The following is a 24,735-nucleotide window of genomic DNA, read 5'->3' as shown; positions in this document are numbered from 1 at the left end:
ATGGAATCATCATGTCCAGGTTTTCTGCTGGCATCGCTTTGGGCGCTGCCCAGGTTCGCTGCCCCCTGAACGAGCCACGAGTTCGTTTACGCCAAACCATCGCCGCCCTGTGCGGCCTGCTGCTCACCCCACTCGTACTTGCCGATGAGCACGAGCATCACGACAAGCAGGTCGAAGAACTGAGCCCGACGGTCATCACCGCCATCGCCCCCAGCTCGCCCCTGACCGTCGTCACCAATCCCAAGGACCCGCGCCAACCGGTGCCGGCCAGTGACGGCGGCGACTACCTCAAGACCATCCCCGGCTTCGCCCTGGTGCGCAACGGCGGCACCAATGGCGACCCGGTGTTGCGCGGCATGTTCGGCTCACGGCTGAACATCCTCACCAACGGCAGCATGTTGTTGGGTGCTTGCCCAGGCCGGATGGACGCGCCGACGTCCTACATATCGCCGGAAACCTACGACAAGCTCACCGTCATCAAAGGCCCGCAAACCGTGCTCTGGGGCCCCGGCGCATCGGCCGGGACGGTGCTGTTCGAGCGCGAGCCTGAGCAGTTCGGCGAACTCGGCACCCGGGTCAACGCCAGCGTGCTGGCCGGCTCCAACGGCCGTTTCGACAAAGTGGTGGATGCCGCCGCTGGTGGGCCGCTGGGTTATGTACGGGTGATTGGCAACACCGCCCATTCGGACGATTACCGCGACGGCAACAACGACACCGTACCGTCGCGCTACGACAAGTGGAACGGCGACGTGACGCTGGGCTGGACACCGGACGCCGACACCCTGTTGGAGCTGACCGCCGGCAAAGGCGACGGCGAAGCGCGCTACGCCGGGCGCAGCATGGACGGCTCACAGTTCAAGCGCGAAAGCCTCGGGCTGCGTTTCGAGCGTTCGAACATCGGCGAGGTGCTGGATAAGGTCGAGGCGCAGGTCTACTACAACTACGCCGACCATGTGATGGACAACTACACCCTGCGCACACCGTCCGGCACCGGGATGATGGCCGGGCCCATGGCCTCCAACGTCGACCGCCGCACCCTGGGGGCGCGTATCAAGGCCACCTGGCGCTGGGCCGATGTGCAATTGATCAGTGGCCTGGATGCCCAGACCAACGAGCATCGCCAGCGCAGCAGCATGGGTGTCGACACCTACAAGGACCTGCCGCGCACCAAGGACGCCGATTTCCATAACTACGGCGTGTTCGGTGAGTTGACCTGGTACGCCGCCGACCGCGACAGAGTGATTACCGGCGCCCGGCTCGACCGCGCCTCGGCCAAGGACTATCGCCAGAGCATCGGCTCCGGCATGTCCGCCCGGCCCAATCCGACTGCCGACGAGACCCGTGCCGATACTCTGCCCAGCGGTTTCGTCCGCTATGAACACGACCTGGCCGACAGTCCCACCACCCTCTATGCCGGCGTGGGCCACGCGCAACGCTTCCCCGACTACTGGGAGCTGTTCTCGCCGAACGCCGGCCCCAGCGGTTCGCTGAATGCCTTCGACTCGATCAAGCCGGAGAAAACCACCCAGCTCGACTTCGGCCTGCAGTACAAGACCGAAACCCTCGAAGCCTGGGCGTCGGGTTATGTCGGGCAGGTGCGCGATTACATCCTGTTCGACTACACCCCCGGCATGATGGGCACCACCTCCCGGGCCGAGAACATCGACGCGCGGATCATGGGCGGCGAACTGGGCGCGGCCTACAAGCTGACCGAGCGCTGGAAAGCCGATGCGACCCTGGCCTACGCCTGGGGCAAGAACAGCAGCGACGGCAGCGCCCTGGCGCAAATGCCACCACTGGACGCACGCCTGGGCCTGACCTACAGCGAAGACCGCTGGAGTGCCGGCGCTTTGTGGCGTGTGGTGGCGGCGCAGCACCGGGTCGACGAGAACAAGGGTAACGTGGTGGGCAAGGACTACGGCAAAAGCTCGGGCTTCGGCGTGTTCTCACTCAACGGCGCCTACCGCATCAACCAGCACTGGAAGGTCAGCAGCGGCGTGGACAACCTGTTTGGCAAAGCCTACGCCGAACACTTGAACCTGGCCGGCAACGCCGGGTTCGGTTACCCGGCGAGCGACCCGCAAGCCATCAACGAACCGGGGCGCACGCTCTGGACCAAGGTGGATATGAGTTTCTAACCAGCACCGGAGATCTGTCAGCGAGGACACCCACTGTGGGAGCGAGCAAGCTCGCTCCCACAGGGTTTTCGGTCCACCTTGACTGACCGCACAACATAACAACCCAATTTGCCCTGCGGAGCGCTTTGCAATGAGCCAACCGAAACCCAATTTCTACAACCTGGCCTGGCGCTGGCATTTTTACGCCGGGCTGTTCGTGGCGCCTTTCATGGTGATGCTGGCCCTGACCGGCATCATTTACCTGTTCAAGCCGCAACTCGACCCGTTGATGTACGGCAGCCTGCTGAACGTGCCCGCCGGCCATCACACCCTGGCGGCGGACGACTTGCTCAAGCAGATCCGCCAGGCCTACCCCGAAGGCCAGGTCAAACAGTACCTGCCGCCGCCCAACGCCGAGCGCAGCGCGCAGTTCGTGGTGATCGACAAAGGCCGGGAACTGAACGTGTTCATCGACCCGTACCATGGCGATGTCCTCGGCGAGCAGGATGCGAAAAACAACCTGCAAGCCATGGCCCGGGCCATCCATGGCGAGTTGCTGATCGGCACCGTCGGTGATCGCCTGGTAGAAATGGCCGCCGGCTGGGGCGTGGTGCTGGTGGTGTCCGGGCTGTTCCTGTGGTGGCCGCGCGGACAATCGTCGGCCGGTGTGCTGTGGCCACGCTGGAGCAGTCGTGGCCGCTTGTTCTGGCGCGACCTGCACGTGGTCATCGGCTTCTGGGGGGCGGCGCTCCTGCTGGTGATGCTACTCAGCGGCATGACCTGGACCGGCTTCTGGGGCAAGCAATACGCCAACCTCTGGAATCGCTTTCCGGCGGCGATGTGGAACGACGTGCCCAAGTCCGACGTGGAGGCAGGCAGTCTCAACAACGCCCACCGCCAGACCGTACCCTGGGCCGTGGAAAACACGCCGATGCCAATGTCCGGCGACCATGCCGAACACATGGCCCACGGCGGCATGCACGACGGCCCCGCCGCCCCGACCGTCAGCCTGCAAGCGGTGCAGGACATCGCCAGCGAACGCCAGGTCACGCCCGGCTACAGCATCACCTTGCCGACCACGTCCACCGGTGTGTTCACCATCGCCGTGTTCGCCGACGACCCGCGCAATGACGCCACCCTGCACGTGGACCAGTACACCGGCAAGGTCCTGGCCGACGTGCGCTGGACGCACTACAGCGTGGTGGCCCGCGCCACCGAAACCGGGGTGATGCTCCACGAAGGCAAGATGTTTGGCCCGCTGAACCAGATCATTGTGCTGCTGATTTGCCTGATGATCCTGCTCAGCGCTGTCAGTGGCGTAGTGATCTGGTGGAAGCGCCGGCCAGAGGGCAAGTTCGGCGTACCGCCACTGCGTCACGATCTGCCGACGTGGAAAACCGGGGTGTTCATCATGCTGGCCCTGGCGGTGGTGTTCCCGTTGGTTGGGGCTTCGCTGGTGGTGGTGTGGGTGTTGGATCGGCTCGTCACCCGCTTCAATCGCCAGCCTGAGGTTGTCTCATCTTCAAGCTGAAGACGGTGCATTAACGGAAGGCACGCGAAACCTCTACAATCGCGCCCGTCTTTCGAACTGTGAACACCATCCAAATGTGGGAGCGGGCTTGCTCGCGAAAGCGGTGTATCTGTCACATTAATGTTGGATGTGCAGACGCCTTCGCGAGCAAGCCCGCTCCCACAATGGGATTGTGTTTCGGCCCAATAATTGAGTGTATGCATGACCTCGCTAACCCTCTCCCACCTCGCCTGGACGCCCCTGGGCCATGGCCACTGCCATCACCAGTTCCAGCTGCGTGACGTGACGTTGCAGGTGGCGGCCGGGGAGTTCGTCGGGTTGATCGGGCCCAACGGCAGCGGCAAGACCAGCCTGCTGCGCTGTGCCTACCGTTTCAGCCGGCCGGAACACGGCGAGGTCAAACTCGAGCATCACAACGTCTGGAAACAGTCCTCGCGCTGGTGCGCCCAACGCATCGCCGTGGTGCTGCAAGAGTTTCCCGACGCCTTCGGCCTGACGGTGGAAGAAGTGGTCGCCATGGGCCGCACGCCCCACAAAGGCCTGTTCGATGGCGACAACCTCGAGGACCGCCGCCTGGTCCTCCAGGCCCTGCAATCGGCGGGGCTTGAAGGTTTTGGTGAGCACGGCTTCGCCACCCTTTCGGGCGGTGAAAAGCAACGGGTGATCCTCGCCCGGGCCCTGGCCCAGCAGCCGCAGTTGCTGATCCTCGACGAACCGACCAATCACCTCGACCCCCACTATCAATTGCAATTGCTGCAACTGATCAAAGGCCTGGGCATCGGCACCCTCGCCAGCCTCCATGACCTGAACCTCGCCGCCGCCTTCTGTGACCGACTGTACGTGATCGAACACGGGCGCATCGTTGCCAGCGGCACACCCAAGGATGTCCTGACCACCGAGCTGTTGCGCGAGGTGTTCGGCGTCGACGCGCTGGTGGATGAACACCCGCTGTCCGGCTACCCACGAATTACCTGGATAACCCAACCATGACCCTGCGTTCCCTGCTGTCGCTTGCCCTGCTGCTGGTCAGCGCCCATGCCCTTGCCGAAGCGACCCGTTACCCATTGACGGTGCAGAGCTGCAACCGCCAGGTGGTGTTCAACGAGGCACCTCGGCACGCCGTCAGCCATGACATCAACATGACCCAGATGATGCTCGCCCTGGGCCTCAAGCCGCGCATGGTCGGCTACAGCGGCATCAGTGGCTGGAAGTCGGTGACGCCCGAGATGGCGAAGATTCTCGATGGCCTGCCGGAACTGGCGGCCAAGTACCCGTCGGTGGAAACCCTGCTCAGTGCCAACGTCGATTTCTTTTTTGCTGGCTGGGACTACGGCATGCGGGTGGGCGGCGACCTGACGCCACAGACCCTGCAACCGCTGGGCATCAACGTGTATGAGTTGACCGAATCCTGCGCGTTCGTGATGAAACGTCCGCCAGCCTCGCTGGAAGACACCTACAACGACCTGCGCAATCTCGGCAGGATTTTCGACGTACAGGATCGCGCCAACGCACTGATCGCCACGATGCAGGCCCAGGTGGCCGATGTGCGCAAACATCTGCCAGCCGACCAGCCGCGAGTGTTCCTGTATGACAGCGGCGAAGATCGCGCCATGACTTCCGGCCGCCTCGGCATGCCCCAGGCCCTGATCGACGCGGCTGGTGGACGCAACATTCTGGATGACGTGGAGACCAGTTGGACCCGGGTGAACTGGGAGAACGTGGTGGAGCGCAACCCGCAGGTGATCGTGATCGTCGACTACGGCGAAGTCAGCGCCGAGCAGAAGCAGCAATTCCTGCTGGACAACCCGGCCCTGCAATCGGTGGAGGCGATCAAGCACCGACGCTTCATCGTGATCCCCTACGTGCAGGCCACGCCGGGCATCGATAACGTGCTGGCGGTGCAAACCCTGGCGCGGGGTTTTCACCGCCAATGAACGGTCGTCGCTATGGCGCCCTGCTGGTGCTCCTCGGCGCGCTGATGCTGGTGTCGTGCGTGGTGTCCCTGGGTTTTGGTCCAGCGCGGGTGCCGGTGGCGGTGGTCTGGGACATTTTGCTGAACAAGGCTTTTGGTGTCGGTAACGCCTATTGGACTCCAGGCCAGGAACATATCGTCTGGCTGATCCGTGTACCGCGCTTGCTGCTGGGTGCTTTGGTGGGCGCGGGGCTCGCGCTGATCGGTGCGGTGCTGCAAGCGGTCACCCGCAACCCGCTGGCCGATCCGCACCTGCTGGGAGTCACGTCCGGCGCGACCCTGGGCGCGGTCATCGTGGTGCTGCATGTCGGCGAGATCATCGGCTTGCTGACCCTGCCACTGGCCGCGTTCATCGGCGCGCTGCTGAGCATGCTGCTGGTGCTGGCCATTGCCAGTCGCCAGGGTCGCCTGGAAAGTGATCGGCTGTTGCTGTGCGGCGTGGCGGTGTCATTCGTGATGATGGCGGCGGCCAATCTGCTGCTGTTTTTGGGTGACCATCGCGCCAGTTCCGCGGTGATGTTCTGGATGCTCGGCGGCCTGGGCCTGGCGCGCTGGGAACTGCTGGCTGTGCCGGCCACCAGTGTGTTGCTGGGGCTGGTGTTACTGCTGGGCATGGCCCGCCCGCTGAATGCGCTGATGGCCGGCGAACAGACCGCCGTGACCTTGGGTTTGAACGCGGCGAAAGTACGGTTGTGGATCTTTTTGATCGCGTCGCTGATGACCGGTGTGCTGGTGTCCATCAGCGGCTCGATTGGTTTTGTCGGGCTGATGGTGCCGCACATTGCCAGGCGGCTGGTCGGTGCCGAACATCGGCGGCTGTTGCCGGCCTGCGTGCTGCTCGGCAGCCTGTTCCTGGTGTGGGTGGACGTGGCGGCGCGGACACTGATCGCCCCCGAGGATTTACCGATTGGTGTCGCCACCGCCGCCATCGGCGGCCTGTTCTTCATCGGCCTGATGCGCCGCCGCTGAGCTCTACCTGACTTGCAAAACAACCTGTGGGAGCGAGCTTGCTCGCGATAGCGGTAGATCAATCAGATTAGAAGTGACTGACACACCGCCATCGCGAGCAAGCTCGCTCCCACAGGGGACTTGCAACCCTCTCGCCCCAATGTGGCGCACCTCCTCGCACCAGCCCCCGCAATGCGTTCATTCATGGTGCATTACCTCGCGCGCATCCCCCGCCAACCCCGCATTTCCAATGCCTTTTGCCGACCGGGCACACCCCTTGCAAAAGCGCCTTCAGCGTTTGCATCTGCCCTCGAAAAAAACTCAAAAGACCACGGAGATCGCACAATGAAGCGTCGTAGCTTGATCAAGGCTTTTACACTCTCGGCAAGCATTGCCGCGATGGGCATGGCCTGGACCGTCCAGGCCGCCGAAACCATCAAGGTCGGCATCCTGCATTCGCTGTCCGGGACCATGGCGATCTCCGAAACGTCCCTCAAGGACATGGCGCTGATGACCATCGATGAGATCAACGCCAAGGGTGGTGTGAACGGCAAGAAGCTCGAAGCGGTGGTCGTGGACCCGGCGTCGAACTGGCCGCTGTTCGCGGAAAAGGGCCGTCAACTGCTGACCCAGGACAAGGTTGCCGTGGTGTTCGGCTGCTGGACGTCGGTGTCGCGTAAATCCGTGTTGCCGGTGTTCGAAGAACTCAACGGCCTGCTGTTCTACCCAGTGCAATACGAAGGCGAAGAGATGTCGCCAAACGTGTTCTACACCGGCGCGGCGCCGAACCAGCAGGCGATTCCGGCGGTGGAATACCTGATGAGCGAAGAAGGTGGCAGCGCCAAGCGCTACTTCCTGCTGGGCACCGACTACGTCTACCCGCGCACCACCAACAAGATCCTGCGCTCGTTCCTGCACTCCAAAGGTGTGGCGGACAAGGACATCGAAGAGGTCTACACCCCGTTCGGCCACAGCGATTACCAGACCATCGTGGCGAACATCAAAAAGTTCTCGGCCGGCGGCAAGACGGCGGTCATTTCCACAGTCAACGGCGACTCCAACGTGCCCTTCTATAAGGAACTGGCGAACCAGGGCCTGAAGGCCACCGACGTACCGGTCGTGGCGTTCTCCGTGGGCGAGGAAGAACTGCGCGGCATCGACACCAAACCGCTGGTGGGCAACCTGGCGGCGTGGAACTACTTCGAGTCCGTGGATAACCCGGCGAACAAGAAATTCGTTGATTCCTGGAAGGCCTATGCCAAGGCCAAGAACCTGCCAGGCGCGGATAAAGCCGTGACCAACGACCCGATGGAGGCCACTTACGTTGGTATCCACATGTGGGCGCAAGCGGTGGAAAAAGCCAAGTCCACCGACGTCGACAAAGTCCGCGAAGCCCTGGCCGGCCAGACCTTCGCCGCGCCGTCGGGCTATACCCTGACCATGGACAAGACCAACCACCACCTGCACAAGCCGGTGATGATCGGCGAGATCCAGGCCGACGGTCAGTTCAACGTGGTCTGGCAGACCGAAGGCCCGATCCGCGCCCAACCGTGGAGCCCCTTCATCGCCGGCAACGACAAGAAGCCTGACTATGCGGTGAAGAGCAACTGAGCCCATGGGTGTCGGCCCCGGATATCGAGGCCGACACAACTCCCTTGTGGGAGCGGGCTTGCTCGCGAATGCGGATTCACATTCAACATTTGAGTCGTCTGACACACCGCCTTCGCGAGCAAGCCCGCTCCCACAAAAAGCACTGCGCAAGGCCTAGCATATGCCCACCGCCCTTTACCGCCTCATCCTCGCCCTGGTGCTGCTGTTGCCGCTGGAGGCCCACGCCGGTGACACCGAAGACTTCGTCGCCGCCAATCCGACCCAGCAGGCCAAGCTCCTGGAAACCTGGGCCGCGCAGCCTGAGCCGGAGCGTGTCGAACTGATCAATGCCTTGCAGCAAGGCCAGTTGACCGTCGACGGCCAACCCAAGACTCTGCGCCTGAACAACCGCTTGCGCGGGCTGATCGAAACCGCCCTCGCCAGCCATCAACTGCTTGCCGTCGATGCCCACGTGCGCCTGGGCGCCGCGCAGCAATTGCAAAAAAGCGCCCGTCCAGCCCAACTGGCTTTCCTCGACCGACAACTGGCCGGCGAGCAGGACGAAGACGTGCACGCCGCCCTGAGCCTGGCCCTGGCAAACCTGCAACTGGTGGACGCCAACCCGAGCGTGCGCCTGGCCGCCGTGCGATTGCTGGGGGAAACCGGCGACCCACTGGCCCGTACCCGCCTCGAAGGCCTGCTCGAACCCGGCGTCGAAACCGATGCCAACGTACGCACCGCCGCTGAAACCAGCCTCAGCCAGGTCAAGCGCAAACTGTTGGTGGGCGAGTTGTTGGGCCAGGCCTTCAGCGGCATGTCCCTGGGCTCGATCCTGCTGCTCGCCGCCCTCGGCCTGGCAATCACCTTCGGCTTGCTGGGGGTGATCAACATGGCCCACGGCGAGATGCTCATGTTGGGGGCCTATTCCACCTACGTGGTGCAGATGCTGTTCCAGCGCTTCGCCCCGAACGCCATCGAGTTCTACCCACTGATCGCCCTGCCGGTGGCGTTTTTCATCACCGCGGCCATCGGTATGGCTCTGGAGCGCACGGTGATTCGCCACCTCTACGGGCGTCCGTTGGAAACCCTGCTCGCCACCTGGGGCATCAGCCTGATGCTGATCCAACTGGTGCGCCTGCTGTTCGGCGCGCAGAACGTCGAAGTCGCCAACCCGGCCTGGCTGTCGGGCGGGATCCAGGTGTTGCCGAACCTGGTGCTGCCGTACAACCGCATCGTGATCATCGCCTTCGCCCTGTTCGTGGTGGTGTTGACCTGGCTGCTGCTGAACAAGACCCGCTTGGGCCTGAACGTGCGCGCCGTCACCCAGAACCGCAACATGGCTGCCTGCTGCGGCGTGCCCACCGGCCGCGTGGACATGCTCGCGTTCGGCCTCGGCTCGGGCATCGCCGGACTCGGTGGCGTGGCCCTGAGCCAGATCGGCAACGTCGGCCCGGACCTGGGCCAGAGCTACATCATCGACTCGTTCCTGGTGGTGGTGCTCGGTGGCGTCGGCCAGTTGGCCGGTAGCGTGTTCGCCGCCTTCGGCCTGGGCATCGCCAACAAGATTCTCGAACCGCAGATCGGCGCCGTACTCGGCAAGATCCTGATCCTCGCGCTGATCATTCTGTTCATCCAGAAGCGTCCGCAAGGCCTCTTCGCGCTCAAAGGACGGGTAATCGACTGATGAACCAGCCCCTGATGCTCACGGCCACGCAAAAGGCCGGTCCCAAAGTCACTCTCGCCGTCGGTGTGCTGATCCTGGCCGTGCTGCTGAGCCTGCCGCTGCTGTCGCTGTTGGCGGCGGACAACCCGCTGCATGTTTCGGCATATACCCTGACCCTGGTGGGCAAGATTCTCTGCTACGCCATCGTCGCCCTGGCCCTGGACCTGGTCTGGGGTTATGCCGGCTTGCTCTCCCTCGGTCATGGCCTGTTCTTCGCCCTGGGCGGCTACGCCATGGGCATGTACCTGATGCGCCAGGCTGCCGGTGATGGCTTGCCGGCGTTCATGACCTTCTTGTCGTGGACCGAACTGCCCTGGTACTGGGCCGGTACCGACAGCTTTATCTGGGCCATGTGCCTGGTGGTGCTGGCACCGGGGTTGCTGGCGTTGGTATTCGGTTTCTTCGCCTTCCGCTCGCGGATCAAGGGCGTGTATTTCTCGATCATGACCCAGGCCCTGACCTTCGCCGGGATGCTGCTGTTTTTCCGCAACGAAACCGGGTTTGGCGGCAACAACGGCTTCACCAACTTCCGCTCGATCCTGGGCTTTGGCATCACCGAGCCGGGCACCCGGGCGGTGCTGTTCCTGAGCACGGTATTGTTGCTGGTGGCGAGCCTGTTCATCGGCTGGCGCCTGGCCCGCAGTAAATTCGGTCGTGTGTTGACCGCCCTGCGCGACGCGGAAAACCGCCTGATGTTCTGCGGCTACGATCCCCGTGGCTTCAAGCTGTTCGTCTGGGTGTTGAGCGCGGTGTTGTGCGGCCTGGCCGGGGCGTTGTACGTACCGCAGGTGGGCATCATCAACCCCAGCGAAATGTCACCGACCAACTCCATCGAAGCTGCCGTGTGGGTCGCCCTCGGCGGGCGCGGAACGCTGATCGGACCACTGCTGGGCGCCGGTGTAGTCAACGGCATGAAGAGCTGGTTCACCGTGGCGTTTCCCGAGTATTGGCTGTTCTTCCTTGGCGCGCTGTTCATCGTCGTGACGCTGTATCTGCCTAAAGGCGTGATCGGCTTGCTGAAGAAGAGAGGCGAACAATGAGAATCACACCGACGGCCGATTTCATGCTCGAACCCATCCTCGAACCCAACAAAGACCAGGGCAGCAGCCGCGACGCCATCGGCCTCGGCCAGGCGGCCGGCGTTGGCCTGAACACCCGTCACGGCACGATCCTGACCCTGGAAGACATCAGCGTCAGCTTCGACGGCTTCAAGGCCCTGAACGATCTGAACCTGTACATCGGCGTCGGCGAATTGCGCTGCATCATCGGCCCCAACGGTGCGGGCAAGACCACACTGATGGACGTGATCACCGGCAAGACCCGGCCCAGCCATGGCAAGGCCTGGTTCGGCGAAACCCTGGACCTGACCAGCATGAGCGAGGTGCAAATCGCCCAGGCCGGCATCGGTCGCAAGTTCCAGAAACCCACGGTATTCGAAGCCTTGAGCGTGTTCGAAAACCTGGAACTGGCGCTCAAGACCGACAAATCGGTATGGGCCAGCCTGCGGGCCAAACTCACCGGCGAACAACACACGCGCATCAGCGAAGTGCTGGAGACCATTCGCCTCACGTCGTCGGTCAATCGCGCCGCCGGGTTGCTGTCCCATGGGCAGAAGCAGTTCCTGGAGATCGGCATGCTGCTGGTGCAGGACCCACAACTGTTGCTGCTCGACGAGCCGGTGGCGGGCATGACCGACGCCGAAACCGAGTTCACCGCCGAGCTGTTCAAATCCCTGGCGGGCAAGCACTCGCTGATGGTGGTGGAACACGACATGGGCTTCGTCGGCGCGATTGCCGACCACGTCACCGTGCTGCACCAGGGCAGTGTGCTGGCCGAAGGGTCGCTGGAACAGGTGCAGGACAATGAGCGAGTGATCGAGGTGTATCTCGGTCGGTAGCCCTGCGAACACATTCCCTCTGTGGGAGCGGGCTTTGCTCCCACAGAAAGCCATTGTTCCCAAAGGGGACTTGAGAGGGATTCAAGACATGCTGCAAGTCGACAAACTGCACCAATACTACGGCGGTAGCCACATCCTGCGCGGCTTGTCGTTCGACGCGAAGGTTGGCGAGGTGACGTGCCTGTTGGGTCGCAACGGCGTGGGCAAGACCACCTTGCTCAAATGCCTGATGGGCCTGTTGCCGGCCAAGGAAGGCGCGGTGAGTTGGGAAGGCAAGCCCATCACCACCTTCAAGCCGCATCAGCGGGTGCATGCCGGCATCGCCTACGTGCCCCAGGGCCGGGAGATTTTCGGGCGGCTGACGGTGGAAGAAAACCTGCTGATGGGCCTGTCGCGTTTTCCCGGTTCCGAGGCCAAGGAGGTGCCAGCGTTTATCTACGAATTGTTCCCGGTGCTGCTGCAGATGAAGCAGCGCCGTGGCGGCGACCTGTCCGGCGGGCAGCAACAGCAACTCGCCATTGGTCGGGCCCTGGCCAGCCGTCCACGGCTGCTGATTCTCGACGAGCCCACCGAAGGCATCCAACCGTCGGTGATCAAGGAGATCGGCGTGGTCATCAAGAAACTGGCGGCCCGGGGCGACATGGCGATTTTGCTGGTGGAGCAGTTCTACGACTTCGCCGCCGAGTTGGCCGATCAATACCTGGTGATGTCCCGGGGCGAGATCGTGCAGCAGGGGCGCGGAGAAAATATGGAAGCCGAGGGTGTGCGCGGGCTGGTTACGATCTAGTCTGTAACGTCCTGACGATAAGCAGAAATCATGAATCTACCTGTCTCTGCATTGGTGCCTTCGGGCCTGTTCACCCCCAGCTGGCACGCTGAGCTGGAATTGGGCTACGCCCGATTCGGCGACTGCACGCGTCCGGTACAGCGTCGCCACAAAGGCCCGCTGCGGGTGCAGAAGCACCTGTACGCCGAAGGCCCCGAAGTGTGCCAACACATCATCGTCCACCCGCCTGGCGGGATTGCCGGCGGCGACCGGCTGGACATCTCGGCCCACGTCAGCCCGGGCGCCTGGGCGCAACTGACCAGCCCCGGCGCGGCGAAGTGGTATCGGGCTGCCGACCCGGCGTATCAGCAACTGACCCTGAGCGTGGCCGCCGGTGCGACGCTGGAATGGTTGCCCCAGGAGACCATCGTCTTCAGCGCGGCCCAGGCCGAACTCAGCACGAGCATCGACCTGCACGGCGATGGGCGGCTGTTCTACTGGGACATGGTTGCCCTCGGCCGGCCGGCCAGCGGCGAGCGATTCGACCTGGGGCATTTCCAGTCACGGCTGGACATCCGTCGCGACAGCCAGTTGCTGTGGCATGAACGCCAGCGCATTGTGGGCGGTGATGGCTTGCTCGACTCGCCCATCGGGCTGGGCGGCGATCCGGTGTTCGCCACGCTGTTGGTGACTGGCGAGATCGACAGCGAGCTGCTGGAGCAGTGCCGATCCCTGGGCCATGACGTGCGCGGCGACCTGACCCAATTGCCCGGCCTGGTCGTGGCTCGGTGCCTGGCGAAAGAGGCGTTGCTGGCGCGGGGGTGGTTGATTGCGTTGTGGCGTTTGCTCAGGCCTGCGTTGCTTGGAAGAGAGGCCGTACCACCCAGAATCTGGAGTACCTGAATTTGCTTTTCTGTGGGAGCAAAGCTTGCTCGCTATGAACAATAACCCGGTCCTTCTGATCGACCGAGGCGCTGCTATCGCGAGCAAGCTTTGCTCCCACAGGGTCGATCCCACAGGTATTTGTGTTTTGAGTTTGAATTTTTTATCTGCCCTTATGGATTGCACATGGACCTGACCCCACGCGAAAAAGACAAGCTGCTGATCTTCACCGCCGGCCTCGTTGCCGAACGGCGGTTGGCCCGTGGCTTGAAGCTCAACTACCCAGAGGCCATGGCCTACATCTCCGCAGCGCTGCTCGAGGGTGCCCGTGACGGCCAGACCGTGGCCGAGCTGATGCATTACGGCACCACGCTGCTGACCCGCGAGCAAGTGATGGAAGGCATCCCGGAAATGATCCCGGAGATCCAGGTCGAGGCGACGTTTCCCGACGGGACCAAACTGGTCACCGTCCACCAGCCCATCGCCTGAGGCCGCGCCATGACTTACCACGTTCGTGACGCCCTACATACGGACCTTCCAGCGATCCGTGACATCTACAACGAAGCCGCCCTGAATACCACGGCGATCTGGAACGAACAGGCCGTGGACCTGGGTAATCGCCAAGCCTGGCTCAGCGCCCGGCAATCCCAGGGCTACCCGGTGCTGGTGATCGTCGATGCCGATGAAAACGTGCTCGGCTATGCTTCGTTCGGCGACTGGCGACCATTCGACGGGTACCGGCACACCGTGGAGCATTCGGTGTATGTGCGCAACGATCAGCGCGGCAATGGTCTCGGCCCGCGGTTGATGAGCGCACTGATCGAGCGTGCCAGGGCCTGCGGTAAACACGTCATGGTCGCCGCCATCGAAAGCGGCAACGCCGCCTCGATTCGCCTGCACGAGCGAGCCGGCTTCATCACCACCGGGCAGATGCCCCAGGTGGGTACCAAGTTCGGCCGCTGGCTGGACCTGACTTTCATGCAGTTGGTCCTCGATCCCGGGGCGCAACCGCCTGCCTTTGACAAGGAGTGATGCCTATGAACCCCGCCCAGTTGCGTCGAGTCCACGCTGAAAGCTTTGCCCATTATCGCCAGGGCCTGATCGATCTGTTGCTCGACGCCGTCGGCTATGGCGCCAGCGTGGGGTTCATGGCTGACCTCAATGCCGCCCAGGCACGCGCCTACTTCGACGAGGTCCAGGCCAGTCTTGACCAGGGCAGCCTGCTGCTGTGGGTGGTGGTCAAGGATGAGCAAGTGCAGGCCAGCGTCCAGCTTGCCCTGTGCCAGAAGCCCAACGGGCTCAACCGTGCCGAAGTACAAAAACTGCTGGTACGCGGCGATGCCCGCCGCCGGGGCTTGGGCCAGCAATTGATGAGCGCCCTGGAGCTCGGCGCCCGCCAGCACAAGCGCGGCCTGCTGTACCTCGACACCCAGGCCGGCTCCGAGGCCGAGGCGTTCTACCGCGCCATGGGTTACACCCGCGTTGGTGAACTGCCGGACTACTGCCTGAGCCCGGACGGGACCTCCACTCCGACCGCCATTTACTACAAGACTTTGGGGCAACCGCAATGATTCCAGGCCAATACCAGGTCCAGCCCGGCGACATCGAGCTCAACGTCGGCCGCCGCACCTTGACGCTGAACGTCGCCAACAGCGGTGACCGGCCGATCCAGGTCGGCTCGCACTATCACTTTTTCGAAACCAACGATGCCCTGACCTTCGACCGCGCCGCCAGTCGTGGCATGCGCCTGAACATCCCGGCTGGCACCGCCGTGCGCTTCGAACCCGGCCAGAGCCGCGAAGTGGAACTGGTGGACCTGGCCGGGCATCGCCGGGTGTTCGGGTTTGCCGGGCGGGTGATGGGCGACCTTTAAGCCATGGAGGCCTGTACTGGCCTCATCGCGAGCAAGCTCGCTCCCACATTTTGATCGCGTATCCCTGTGGGAGCGAGCTTGCTCGCGATAAGTGAGCGCAGCGAACGGTTTCAACATTCAATTGAATCTCAAGGCAAGCACATGAAAATCTCCCGCCAAGCCTACGCCGACATGTTCGGCCCCACCGTCGGCGACAAGGTCCGCCTGGCCGACACCGAACTGTGGATCGAAGTGGAAAAAGACTTCACCACCTACGGCGAAGAAGTGAAGTTCGGCGGTGGCAAGGTGATTCGCGATGGCATGGGCCAGAGCCAGCTGTTGGCCGCCGAGGTCGTGGACACCTTGATCACCAACGCGCTGATCATTGACCACTGGGGCATCGTCAAGGCCGATGTCGGTCTCAAGGACGGGCGCATCGCGGCCATCGGCAAGGCCGGCAACCCGGACATCCAGCCCGACGTAACCATCGCCATCGGCGCCAGCACCGAAGTGATCGCCGGCGAAGGCATGATCCTCACGGCGGGCGGTATCGATACCCACATCCATTTCATCTGCCCGCAGCAGATCGAAGAAGCATTGATGAGCGGCGTCACCACCATGATCGGCGGCGGCACCGGCCCGGCCACCGGGACCAACGCCACCACCTGCACCTCCGGGCCATGGCACCTGGCGCGCATGCTCCAGGCCGCCGATGCCTTCCCCATGAACATCGGCTTCACCGGCAAGGGCAACGCCAGCCTGCCGGAGCCGTTGATCGAACAGGTCAAGGCCGGGGCCATCGGCTTGAAGCTGCACGAAGACTGGGGCACCACGCCGGCGGCCATCGACAACTGCCTGAGCGTGGCCGACCAGTACGACGTACAGGTGGCGATCCACACCGACACCCTCAACGAGTCCGGTTTCGTCGAAACCACCCTGGCCGCGTTCAAGGGCCGGACCATCCACACCTACCACACCGAAGGCGCCGGTGGCGGTCACGCACCGGACATCATCAAGGCCTGCGGCTTCGCCAACGTGTTGCCCAGCTCCACCAACCCGACCCGGCCGTTCACCCGCAACACCATCGACGAACACCTGGACATGTTGATGGTGTGTCATCACCTGGATCCGAGCATCGCCGAAGACGTGGCGTTCGCCGAAAGCCGCATCCGTCGCGAGACCATCGCCGCCGAAGACATTCTCCACGACCTCGGCGCGTTTTCGATGATCAGCTCCGACAGCCAGGCCATGGGCCGCGTCGGCGAGGTCATCACCCGAACCTGGCAGACCGCCGACAAAATGAAGAAGCAACGCGGCGCCCTGCCCGGCGATGGCGAAGGCAACGACAACTTCCGCATCAAGCGCTACATCGCCAAGTACACCATCAACCCAGCGATCACCCACGGCATCAGCCATGAAGTGGGCTCCATCGAAGTCGGCAAGTGGGCCGACCTGGTGCTGTGGCGCCCGGCGTTTTTCGGGGTCAAACCGACGCTGATTCTCAAGGGTGGGGCCATTGCCGCCAGCCTGATGGGCGACGCCAATGCCTCGATCCCGACGCCGCAGCCAGTGCACTACCGACCAATGTTCGCCAGCTACGGCGGCTCGCGGCACGCCACCAGCCTGACCTTCATCAGCCAGGCCGCCGCCGAGGCGGGACTACCGAAGCAGCTTGGGCTGAAGAAGAGAATCGCCGTGGTCAAGGGCTGCCGCGATGTGCAGAAGACCGACCTGATCCACAACGACTATCTGCCGAGCATCGACGTCGATCCGCAGACCTATCAGGTCAAGGCCGATGGGGTGTTGCTGTGGTGCGAGCCGGCTGACGTGCTGCCGATGGCGCAGCGGTATTTTCTGTTTTGAATGGAATGAGGGCCTGAGAGCAAGACTTGTGGGAGCAAAGCTTGCTCGCGATACAGGCGCCTCAACTCTTGAGAACCGAGTTGAACTCATCGCGGGCAAGCCTCGCTCCCACAGGTTGGCGCTTGCTTATAGACCGCTTTTCACTCCACCAACCGCCCCAACCGCTGCTTGAGCATGCGGTTTTCGCTGCGCAGTTGCTGCACCTCTTCCAACAGATCCAGCGCCAGGGCAACGCCTTCCCACTCCAGATCCAACTCGCGGCGCAGCTTGGCGGCGCGGCGGGCCAGGACCAGTTCGTAATCAGTGAAACGCCAATCGGTCGGCGCAGTACCGTGGGGTTCGAGGATGCCATGGGCGACGATTTCGATCACATGGATATCTTGCAAGGCGGCGGCCTCACAAAACTCCATCAGGTTCAGTTCAATGATCGGGTTGTTCATGGTCTGCTTCTCCCAATGCTTTAACTGTCGAGTCTAGCCCCTCAAAACAGTCAAAAGTTCTCCCGCGGATCGAACGCAGCCTTCTTCGCCAGTTCCGCCCACAACGCCTTGACCGCCTCGTCGCTGGCCTTGGGCATCACGGCCTTGAGCTGCACGAACAGGTAGCCGCGCTCGCCGGCCTTGTTGCGCAGGCCGTGGCCCTTGGCGCGCATGCGCTGGCCATTCTGGCTGCCGGCCGGGACCTTGAGGTTGATCTTGCCAGTGAGGGTCGGGACTGCCACTTCGGTGCCCAGCGCCAATTCCCACGGTGCCAGGGGCAAGGTGATGATCAGGTCCTGGCCCTCGACGTCGAACTTGGGGTGCGGAGCGAAGCGAATCGTCAGGTACAAATCACCGTTGGCGCCACCGCCGATACCTGGCGCACCCTGGCCCTTGAGGCGGATGCGTTCGCCGTCGGTCACCCCCAGCGGAATCTTCACGTTCAGGCTTTTGCTGGTGTTGCTCACATGCTGGCCGGCCGCGTTGTACTGCGGCACCTGGAAGCTGACTTTTTTCGACTCGCTCGACAGGGTTTCTTCCAGGAAGATCGGTAATTCCATTTCCACGTCTTGCCCTCGACGGCCGGCGCTGCGACCTGACTGCCCGCCACCGAAACCCGGCCCGCGATTACCGAAAATCGAACTGAAGAAGTCCGAGAAATCCCCTGTGTCCTGACCGCCAAAACCGCCACGGCTTTGCCAGCCTGGCGGGCCCTGGAACGGCTGGCCGTGCTGGCCATAACGACGCAGATCGTCGTACTCGGCGCGCTTGTCAGCGCTTTTCAACGCTTCATAGGCTTCGGAGACGTCCTTGAACTTAGTCTCGGCGTCCTTTTCCTTGCTCACATCCGGGTGGTACTTGCGCGCCAGTTTGCGATAGGCGGCCTTGATCGTGGCGTCATCCGCCGTCGGCTCCACACCCAGGATCTTGTAATAGTCTTTGAAGTCCATTGAAGGATCACCATCCGTTATCGATATCGCACCGCCACCCGCAGCATGCTCGTGGTACAAGTCCAGGGGTTTGACCGATCTCAAGGTTTGTGACCGGGCGGCGCTTCAGAAGTTTATCGGCAGCCGGCGGCGGTTCTTGTATCGCCCTGTGCTGCCAGGCCCATGCCAGCAAGTTTGGGGGTAAAAGAGCCGCTTTCAAGGCCAACGGTTATGAATTAGCGGATAACCGGCCTTCGAATCCGCGCCGCACTGACATACACTGCGCGGCCGTTTTTTCAACTGGAACCCGAAAGACATGAAAAACGCATCCCCGGCCCGTGCCTGCGGCATCGACTTTGGCACGTCCAACTCCACCGTCGGCTGGCTGCGCCCCGGCATGGAAACGTTGATCGCGCTGGAGGACGACAAGATCACCCTGCCCTCGGTGGTCTTTTTCAATCTCGAGGAGCGCCGCCCGGTCTACGGCCGCCTGGCGCTGCACGAATACCTGGAAGGCTATGAAGGCCGACTGATGCGCTCGCTCAAGAGCCTGCTGGGTTCCAAGCTGATCAAGCACGACACCAGCGTGTTGGGCACGGCCATGCCGTTCAAGGATCTGCTGGGGCTGTTCATCGGCCAACTGAAGAAACGTGCCGAGGCCACCGCCGGTCGGGAATTCGAAGAAGTGGTACTGGGCCGTCCGGTATTTTTCGTCGATGACGACGAGCTGGCTGACCAGGAAGCGGAAAACACCCTGGTGGACGTGGCTCGCGCTATCGGCTTCAAGGAAGTTTCATTCCAGTACGAGCCTATCGCGGCGGCCTTCGATTATGAATCGACCATCGAGAAAGAAGAGCTGGTGCTGATCGTCGACATCGGCGGTGGTACTTCGGACTTCTCCCTGGTGCGCCTGTCACCCGAGCGGCGCACCCATGACAACCGTCACGCCGACATCCTCGCCACCGGCGGCGTCCACATCGGCGGTACCGACTTCGACAAGCAACTGAGCCTGCAAGGTCTGATGCCCCTGTTCGGCTACGGCAGCCGCATGAAAAGCGGCGCCTACATGCCCACCAGCCATCACATGAACCTGGCGACCTGGCACACCATCAACGCCGTGTACTCGCAGAAATCCACCCTGGCCCTGGGCAGCATGCGCTACGACATCGAAGACACCGGCGGCATCGACCGGCTGTTCAAGTTGATCGAACAGCGTGCCGGGCACTGGTTGGCGATGGAAGTGGAAGAAACCAAGATCCAACTGACTCACGCCGACCAGCGCCATGTGCCACTGGACCGGATCGAGCCGGGCCTGAGCGTAGACTTGAGCCGGGCGCTGTTTGAATCGGCCATCGACGGCTTGCTGGAGCGGGTACGCGGCAGCGTCACGCAACTGCTCAACGATGCCAACGTGCGCGTCGATCAGGTGGACACGGTGTTCTTCACCGGCGGTTCCAGCGGCATCCCGGCCCTGCGCAACAGCGTCTCGGCAATGCTGCCCCAGGCCCGGCATGTGGAAGGCAACATCTTCGGCAGCATCGGCAGCGGGTTGGCGATCGAGGCGATGAAGCGCTACGGCACCCAGGTCTGATCCAAGACCGAGGCGCGGCCTTCGCGAGCAAGCCCGCTCCCACAGGAGACCGAGTTCCTTCAGAAAGAATGCGGTTCAAATGTGGGAGCGGGCTTGCTCGCGAAGATCAGCCAACACATTTGCTGGATCAAACCATCCCTACCTGCTTCAACTCACTCTTCAAATAGGCATAGTAAATCGGCCCCGCCACCACCCCTGGCAAACCGAACGCCGCCTCGAACACCAGCATTGCCATGAGCAATTCCCAGGACTTGGCGCTGATCTGCCCGCCAACGATCCGGGCGTTGAGGAAGTATTCGAGCTTGTGAATCACGATCAGGTAACCCAGCGCCGCCACGGCGACCCAGATCGACAGCGACAACGCGACGATGGTGATCAGGGTATTGGACATCAGGTTGCCAATGACCGGCAGCAACCCCAGCAGGAACGTCATGACGATCAGGGTCTTGGTCAATGGCAGGTGGATACCGAACAGCGGCAGCACCACCGCCAGGAAGATCCCGGTGAAAAAGGTGTTGAGCAGGGAAATCTTGATCTGGGCGAAGACGATGTTGCGAAACGCCTTGACCAGTAGATTCAAGCGATCGAACAGCGCGGCGGCCAGGGGCTTGCGCTTGGTCAGGTCGGGGATGCGTTGCAAGGCGACGATCGCCCCCAGCACCATGCCGATCAGCAACGTCACGAACATGTGTGCCGCGTCCTTGCCCACCAGTTGCAGGTCGCTCAGGTGCTTGCTCACCCAGTCGCCGATCGCCACCCGGAACTCGGCGGCACTGGCCGGCAGATAGGCGTCGATAAACGGCGGCAACTGCCCACGTGCACGGTCGACCACCGCCATGAACTTGTCCAGGGAAGCGCCTGGATTTTCCGCTTCATGCAGCAGGAAGCTGAAGGCACCGGCGAAAATCAAGGTCAGCACACTGACCACCAGCGTGCCCAGCAACGCCACCGCCAGCCAGCGTGCGCGCCGGCCTTCGATCAATCGTTGCAACTGTGGGGTGAGCATGTTGACCAGTTCGAACACCAGCAACCCGGCCAGCAGGCTCGGCAACAGGCGCAGCGGCAGTACCAGCAGCAACCCACCAAAAATGATCACCCAACTGATCACCAACAACACATGACGCTGAGAAAACGTTGGCATACAGCCTCAGGACGAAACGGCGTAAAAGGATTGGCAGTCTGCCAGCCTTCCACCAGCAGCACTAGAGATTGTATCGGCCGACCTTGATCGCAGTTCAGAAGTTTCTGGCCGCGCCTGCAAGGTCTCATCGCGAGCAGGCTCGCACACAATGGACCGTGCAACGCAGATCTACTGTGGGGGCCTGCTCGCGATGGGGCCCCCACAGGCGCCATTTATTTTTTCTTCAGGCAATCACTCATGAACGCCTTGCGGGCATCGCCCTTCAATGCCTGCTCAGTCGCCGTGGCGTTGCAGGTTTTCATGCGTTCCTGGGGCGTAGCAGGGGCAGCCTTGAGGCAGGTGCTCATGAAGGCTTTGCGCTCATCGCCTTTGAGGGCCTTGGCGGTGGCATCGGCGTTGCAGGTGGTCATCTTGGTTTGTTGAGCGGTGGCGGCGAAGCCTTGGGAGCACAACAGCAAACCGATCATCAACAAAGGGACACGCAGCATCTTCATGGTGTTTCTCCTGGTTGCCGCACGATGGGTGGGGCGATGAGCTGCATTGTAGACAAAGCCTGTTACACCTTCATCTGTGTTCAGTCGTAGACCCGCGGTGCCCTGACTGACGCTATCGCGAGCAAGCTCGCTCCCACAGGGGATTTGTGAACGCCATCAATGTGGAAGCGGGCTTGCTCGCGAAGAACGATAACCCGGTCCGCCTGGCTATACACCGGCAGCCTTCAACCGCTCGGCATGCTCGACAAACAACCGGACCGGCTCGGCCCCTTTGCCCACCAGCCCCAGCGATTGGTTGACGATGTCGAAGTGATCCAGCGGATAGTCATCCCCAATCACCGTGCCCAAGTGCGAGCTGTAGCGCCCGACCAGACCGTCGCAGTGCCCCGCCTCGCGCACAAAGGTGCGGGCGAATAGCCGGCAGCTGCGATTAGTGCCGTCGAACAGGTTGCCCCCCTTATCGGTCCTGCCCGGCTGCAAGGTCCCGGACCAGGAGTAATAACGCACACCGTTGACCTCTTCCGGCCCCTGCCCGCCCCAGGTTTGTGGCAAGCCCTGTGGATAACGTTGGTTGAACAGCGCCGCGCCCGCACTCGTGAGAGAGGCATGGGAAGCCTGGATATCCACCGGCAGCTTCGGCCCGCGATAGCCGGTTTCCATCAGGCTCATCAAGGCATTGATCAGCCGCAGCAAGATACTGAGCAGGCGGCCCCGGGCACTGTCGGCCGGGTAGTGGAGTTGCAGGTAGTCGGCCAGTTCTGAGCCGTGATTGGGGCCGGCCACCGATGTGACCGACGCCACCAGGTCCGGGCGTTTGGCGGCGGCGTAGCGGGCGGTGAGACTGCCCTGGCTGTGGCCGATCAGGTTGACCTTCTGCGCACCGGTTTGTCGCAGGATCTGCTCGATCTGCGCCAGCAACTGCTCGCCACGTACTTCGGATGAATGCAGCGGCGAAACCTTCACCGCCACCACCACCGCCCCACCCCGACGCAACGCCGAAACGATCCCATACCAGTACGGATACAACACCAGGCGGATGAACCCCAACATGCCCGGGACCAATATCAGCGGGTAGCGCGTGGCGCAGCGTTGCGACATGGAGACATCCTTGTGATCAAGAGGTGGTCAGCATCGATATCGATGATGACCAGTCTATGACACTCGCGCCACTTCAAGTACGTGTGAATCCGTGGCCAGGGTCTGCTCCCGGTTGGGCTGCGTAGCAGCCCCCTTTCAAAAGGTCCGCGCCAGCGCCAGCAAGCGCTCCTCGGCCTCGGCGCAAGACAAGGCAAAGCTGCGCTCGGCCGACTCTTCGCCTTCGGCGGCAACCACCGTCACATCAGTGATGCCGATAAACCCCAGGACCGTACGCAGCAGCGCATCGGCGTGATTCATCCCCTCCAACTGACCGCCGGGACCGAAACCGAAATCGCCGCGGCTGGTCACGATCAGGGCTTTTTTGCCCAATACCAGCGGCTCGTAGTGAGACACACCGTTATCCAGGCTGTGGTTGAACGTCAGCCCGATGCGCACGATCTGGTCGATCCAGGCCTTCACGCCGCTGGGCACGCTGAAGTTGTGCATGGGCGCGGAAATCACCAGCCGGTCATGGGCCTGCAGTTCCGCGACCAACGCGTCGCTCAGCGCCAGGTCCGCCTGCATGGTCAATGATCGGGCTTGGGGTTCGGGGTGGAACGCCGCCGCGATGAAGGCCTCATTGACCGGCGGAATCACCGTCCGTCCCACTTCGCGACGAGTGGGTTGGGACTGCGGATGGGCGGCCTGCCAGGCGGATAAAAATGTTTCGGCCAGCCGCCGGGAGTGCGAGCGCTCGCCACGGGGACTGCCATGTACCACAAGAATTTTGCTCATCTGAATCTCCTTTGCTACGGCTACAATCAATACTGCTTGTGGCTTTTAGCTTGAAGCTCAGCGCCGTCAGCCGACAAATGAGCGTAAGTTCACCTGGATGAGTTAATTTCATCCATTGTAATTCTGGAGATTGCCATGTTCGCCAACCTGCCCCTCAATGCGTTACGCGCCTTCGAGTCCGCTGCGCGCCTGCTCAGCTTCAAGGCGGCTGCCGCGGAGCTGTCGGTGACACCCACGGCGGTCTCCCATCAGATTCGCTCGCTGGAAACCTGGCTTGGCTTGATGTTGTTCGAACGCCTGCCACGCCAGGTGCGACTCACGGAAGGCGGGCAACGCTTGTTCCAGAGCCTGCACGGGGCGCTGCTGGAAGTGGCGCAAAGCGTCGACACCCTGCGCCCGCAACGCAGCAACAGCCACCTGACACTCTCCACCACCGCAGCGTTTGCCGCTCTGTGGCTAGTGCCACGCCTGGGCCGGTTTTATGCCCGCCATCCGAACATCAACGTGCGCCTGGACACCCATTGCGAAGTGATCGACCTGCACCAGGACGCCAGCATCGACCTGGTGGTGCGCTACAGCCTGGATAGCTACCCGAACTTGTACGGTCAGTGCCTGTTCGACGAAAGCTTCGGCGTCTATGGCTCACCGGAACAGGTGGCCATGGCGGCCCGGCGGCCGCCGACCTTGATCAGCGTGCACTGGCACAACTCCAAGCTGTATGCCCACGGCTGGGATGCCTGGTGCGCCCAGGCCGGAGAAAACTGGCTCGCTTCGCAGCCCTGCGTGCGCGAGTACGACGAGGAACATTACGCCCTGCAAGCGGCGATTGCCGGGCAGGGCCTGGTGTTGGCGAGCAATATCCTGGCTTCCGAAAGCGTCGCTAGCGGTTTGCTGGTGGGTTATCGCCCGCAGATCCAGGTCAACGGCGCCGGCTACAGCGCCCTGTGCGTACCAGGTCGCGAACGCCATCCGCCGGTGCGGGCGTTCTTCCAGTGGCTGGGGGAAGAGGCGCGGCTGTCCGGCTACCCGCTGAAAAACCCAGTAAAACTTTTTCAGGACCGCATCACTCAGATTTAGAGTGATCGCGC

At 62.5% G+C, this 24,735-nt stretch carries 24 protein-coding genes; 18 read left to right on the top strand and 6 right to left on the bottom strand.

Going from position 1 to position 24,735, the window contains the following annotated elements:
• The first annotated feature begins 11 nt into the window (after positions 1-11).
• From ACWNZ1_RS22055 to ureC, 16 genes are all read left to right on the top strand, one after another.
• Positions 12-2,138 carry a TonB-dependent copper receptor gene (locus ACWNZ1_RS22055; protein ID WP_456027885.1) on the top strand — a complete coding sequence of 709 codons (2,127 nt, stop codon included), beginning with the start codon at positions 12-14 and terminating at the stop codon, positions 2,136-2,138.
• A 130-nt stretch (positions 2,139-2,268) separates the two neighbouring features.
• A complete protein-coding gene (locus tag ACWNZ1_RS22050) occupies positions 2,269-3,648 on the top strand; it encodes a PepSY-associated TM helix domain-containing protein (RefSeq protein ID WP_135843481.1) in 1,380 nt (459 codons plus the stop codon).
• 201 nt (positions 3,649-3,849) lie between these two features.
• On the top strand, positions 3,850-4,638 hold the full coding sequence (locus ACWNZ1_RS22045) for an ABC transporter ATP-binding protein (RefSeq protein WP_135843480.1): 789 nt from the start codon (positions 3,850-3,852) through the stop codon (positions 4,636-4,638).
• Complete coding sequence (locus ACWNZ1_RS22040; RefSeq protein ID WP_256454166.1) at positions 4,635-5,582, top strand: ABC transporter substrate-binding protein; 948 nt, start codon at positions 4,635-4,637, stop codon at positions 5,580-5,582. The genes ACWNZ1_RS22045 and ACWNZ1_RS22040 overlap by 4 nt, the downstream gene beginning before the upstream one ends.
• Positions 5,579-6,589, top strand: coding sequence for a FecCD family ABC transporter permease (locus ACWNZ1_RS22035; RefSeq protein ID WP_135843478.1), 1,011 nt, complete (start codon positions 5,579-5,581; stop codon positions 6,587-6,589). Before ACWNZ1_RS22040 ends, ACWNZ1_RS22035 begins: the two co-directional genes overlap by 4 nt.
• A 324-nt stretch (positions 6,590-6,913) precedes the next feature.
• Complete coding sequence (gene urtA / locus ACWNZ1_RS22030; RefSeq protein ID WP_025211599.1) at positions 6,914-8,179, top strand: urea ABC transporter substrate-binding protein; 1,266 nt, start codon at positions 6,914-6,916, stop codon at positions 8,177-8,179.
• Between the two features lie 160 nt (positions 8,180-8,339).
• The gene (urtB, locus tag ACWNZ1_RS22025) at positions 8,340-9,842 is read left to right on the top strand and encodes an urea ABC transporter permease subunit UrtB (RefSeq protein ID WP_135843477.1); all 1,503 of its coding nucleotides are present in this window, start codon (positions 8,340-8,342) and stop codon (positions 9,840-9,842) included.
• Positions 9,842-10,921: an urea ABC transporter permease subunit UrtC gene (gene urtC, locus ACWNZ1_RS22020; RefSeq protein WP_256454165.1), complete on the top strand. Its 1,080-nt coding sequence runs from the start codon at positions 9,842-9,844 to the stop codon at positions 10,919-10,921. The genes urtB and urtC overlap by 1 nt, the downstream gene beginning before the upstream one ends.
• A complete protein-coding gene (gene urtD / locus ACWNZ1_RS22015) occupies positions 10,918-11,778 on the top strand; it encodes an urea ABC transporter ATP-binding protein UrtD (RefSeq protein ID WP_135843475.1) in 861 nt (286 codons plus the stop codon). Before urtC ends, urtD begins: the two co-directional genes overlap by 4 nt.
• A gap of 88 nt (positions 11,779-11,866) precedes the next feature.
• Complete coding sequence (gene urtE, locus ACWNZ1_RS22010; RefSeq protein WP_135843474.1) at positions 11,867-12,565, top strand: urea ABC transporter ATP-binding subunit UrtE; 699 nt, start codon at positions 11,867-11,869, stop codon at positions 12,563-12,565.
• A 30-nt stretch (positions 12,566-12,595) separates the two neighbouring features.
• The gene (locus ACWNZ1_RS22005; RefSeq protein ID WP_135843473.1) at positions 12,596-13,447 is read left to right on the top strand and encodes an urease accessory protein UreD; all 852 of its coding nucleotides are present in this window, start codon (positions 12,596-12,598) and stop codon (positions 13,445-13,447) included.
• A gap of 165 nt (positions 13,448-13,612) precedes the next feature.
• Positions 13,613-13,915 (top strand): urease subunit gamma, encoded by a 303-nt coding sequence (gene ureA, locus ACWNZ1_RS22000; RefSeq protein WP_047227360.1) that lies wholly within the window; start codon positions 13,613-13,615, stop codon positions 13,913-13,915.
• Positions 13,916-13,924: 9 nt separating this feature from the next.
• A complete protein-coding gene (locus tag ACWNZ1_RS21995) occupies positions 13,925-14,458 on the top strand; it encodes a GNAT family N-acetyltransferase (RefSeq protein WP_135843471.1) in 534 nt (177 codons plus the stop codon).
• Positions 14,459-14,463: 5 nt separating this feature from the next.
• Positions 14,464-14,997, top strand: coding sequence for a GNAT family N-acetyltransferase (locus ACWNZ1_RS21990; protein ID WP_135843470.1), 534 nt, complete (start codon positions 14,464-14,466; stop codon positions 14,995-14,997).
• Positions 14,994-15,299 carry an urease subunit beta gene (locus tag ACWNZ1_RS21985; RefSeq protein WP_014336352.1) on the top strand — a complete coding sequence of 102 codons (306 nt, stop codon included), beginning with the start codon at positions 14,994-14,996 and terminating at the stop codon, positions 15,297-15,299. Before ACWNZ1_RS21990 ends, ACWNZ1_RS21985 begins: the two co-directional genes overlap by 4 nt.
• Positions 15,300-15,440: 141 nt before the next feature.
• Positions 15,441-17,141 carry an urease subunit alpha gene (gene ureC, locus ACWNZ1_RS21980; RefSeq protein ID WP_280944648.1) on the top strand — a complete coding sequence of 567 codons (1,701 nt, stop codon included), beginning with the start codon at positions 15,441-15,443 and terminating at the stop codon, positions 17,139-17,141.
• 140 nt (positions 17,142-17,281) lie between these two features.
• Here the strand turns inward: ureC and ACWNZ1_RS21975 are convergent, their stop codons facing one another.
• Both ACWNZ1_RS21975 and ACWNZ1_RS21970 read right to left on the bottom strand, forming a co-directional pair.
• On the bottom strand, positions 17,282-17,581 hold the full coding sequence (locus tag ACWNZ1_RS21975; protein ID WP_135843468.1) for a chaperone modulator CbpM: 300 nt from the start codon (positions 17,579-17,581) through the stop codon (positions 17,282-17,284).
• Positions 17,582-17,631: 50 nt separating this feature from the next.
• The gene (locus ACWNZ1_RS21970) at positions 17,632-18,570 is read right to left on the bottom strand and encodes a DnaJ C-terminal domain-containing protein (RefSeq protein WP_024617360.1); all 939 of its coding nucleotides are present in this window, start codon (positions 18,568-18,570) and stop codon (positions 17,632-17,634) included.
• A 295-nt stretch (positions 18,571-18,865) separates the two neighbouring features.
• Here ACWNZ1_RS21970 and ACWNZ1_RS21965 point away from each other — a divergent pair, with 295 nt between their 5' ends.
• Positions 18,866-20,140, top strand: a complete 1,275-nt coding sequence (locus ACWNZ1_RS21965; RefSeq protein ID WP_135843467.1) for an Hsp70 family protein — start codon at positions 18,866-18,868, stop codon at positions 20,138-20,140.
• Positions 20,141-20,267: 127 nt separating this feature from the next.
• Here ACWNZ1_RS21965 and ACWNZ1_RS21960 read toward each other — a convergent pair whose 3' ends face one another.
• The 4 genes from ACWNZ1_RS21960 to ACWNZ1_RS21945 all read right to left on the bottom strand — a co-directional run bounded on the left by ACWNZ1_RS21960 (position 20,268) and on the right by ACWNZ1_RS21945 (position 23,647).
• Positions 20,268-21,281 carry an AI-2E family transporter gene (locus tag ACWNZ1_RS21960; RefSeq protein WP_092171427.1) on the bottom strand — a complete coding sequence of 338 codons (1,014 nt, stop codon included), beginning with the start codon at positions 21,279-21,281 and terminating at the stop codon, positions 20,268-20,270.
• A 212-nt stretch (positions 21,282-21,493) separates the two neighbouring features.
• A complete protein-coding gene (locus ACWNZ1_RS21955) occupies positions 21,494-21,775 on the bottom strand; it encodes a PsiF family protein (protein WP_135843466.1) in 282 nt (93 codons plus the stop codon).
• A gap of 207 nt (positions 21,776-21,982) precedes the next feature.
• On the bottom strand, positions 21,983-22,873 hold the full coding sequence (locus ACWNZ1_RS21950; protein ID WP_135843465.1) for a lipase family alpha/beta hydrolase: 891 nt from the start codon (positions 22,871-22,873) through the stop codon (positions 21,983-21,985).
• 135 nt (positions 22,874-23,008) lie between these two features.
• The gene (locus ACWNZ1_RS21945; protein ID WP_135843464.1) at positions 23,009-23,647 is read right to left on the bottom strand and encodes an FMN-dependent NADH-azoreductase; all 639 of its coding nucleotides are present in this window, start codon (positions 23,645-23,647) and stop codon (positions 23,009-23,011) included.
• A gap of 123 nt (positions 23,648-23,770) precedes the next feature.
• Here ACWNZ1_RS21945 and ACWNZ1_RS21940 point away from each other — a divergent pair, with 123 nt between their 5' ends.
• Positions 23,771-24,724, top strand: coding sequence for a LysR substrate-binding domain-containing protein (locus ACWNZ1_RS21940; protein ID WP_178084293.1), 954 nt, complete (start codon positions 23,771-23,773; stop codon positions 24,722-24,724).
• The last annotated feature ends 11 nt before the right edge of the window (positions 24,725-24,735 follow it).

The organism is Pseudomonas sp. CFBP 5748 (genome assembly GCF_053850495.1).
Note: the sequence above shows the minus strand (reverse complement) of the source record. Positions and strands in the feature narration are given on the sequence as shown.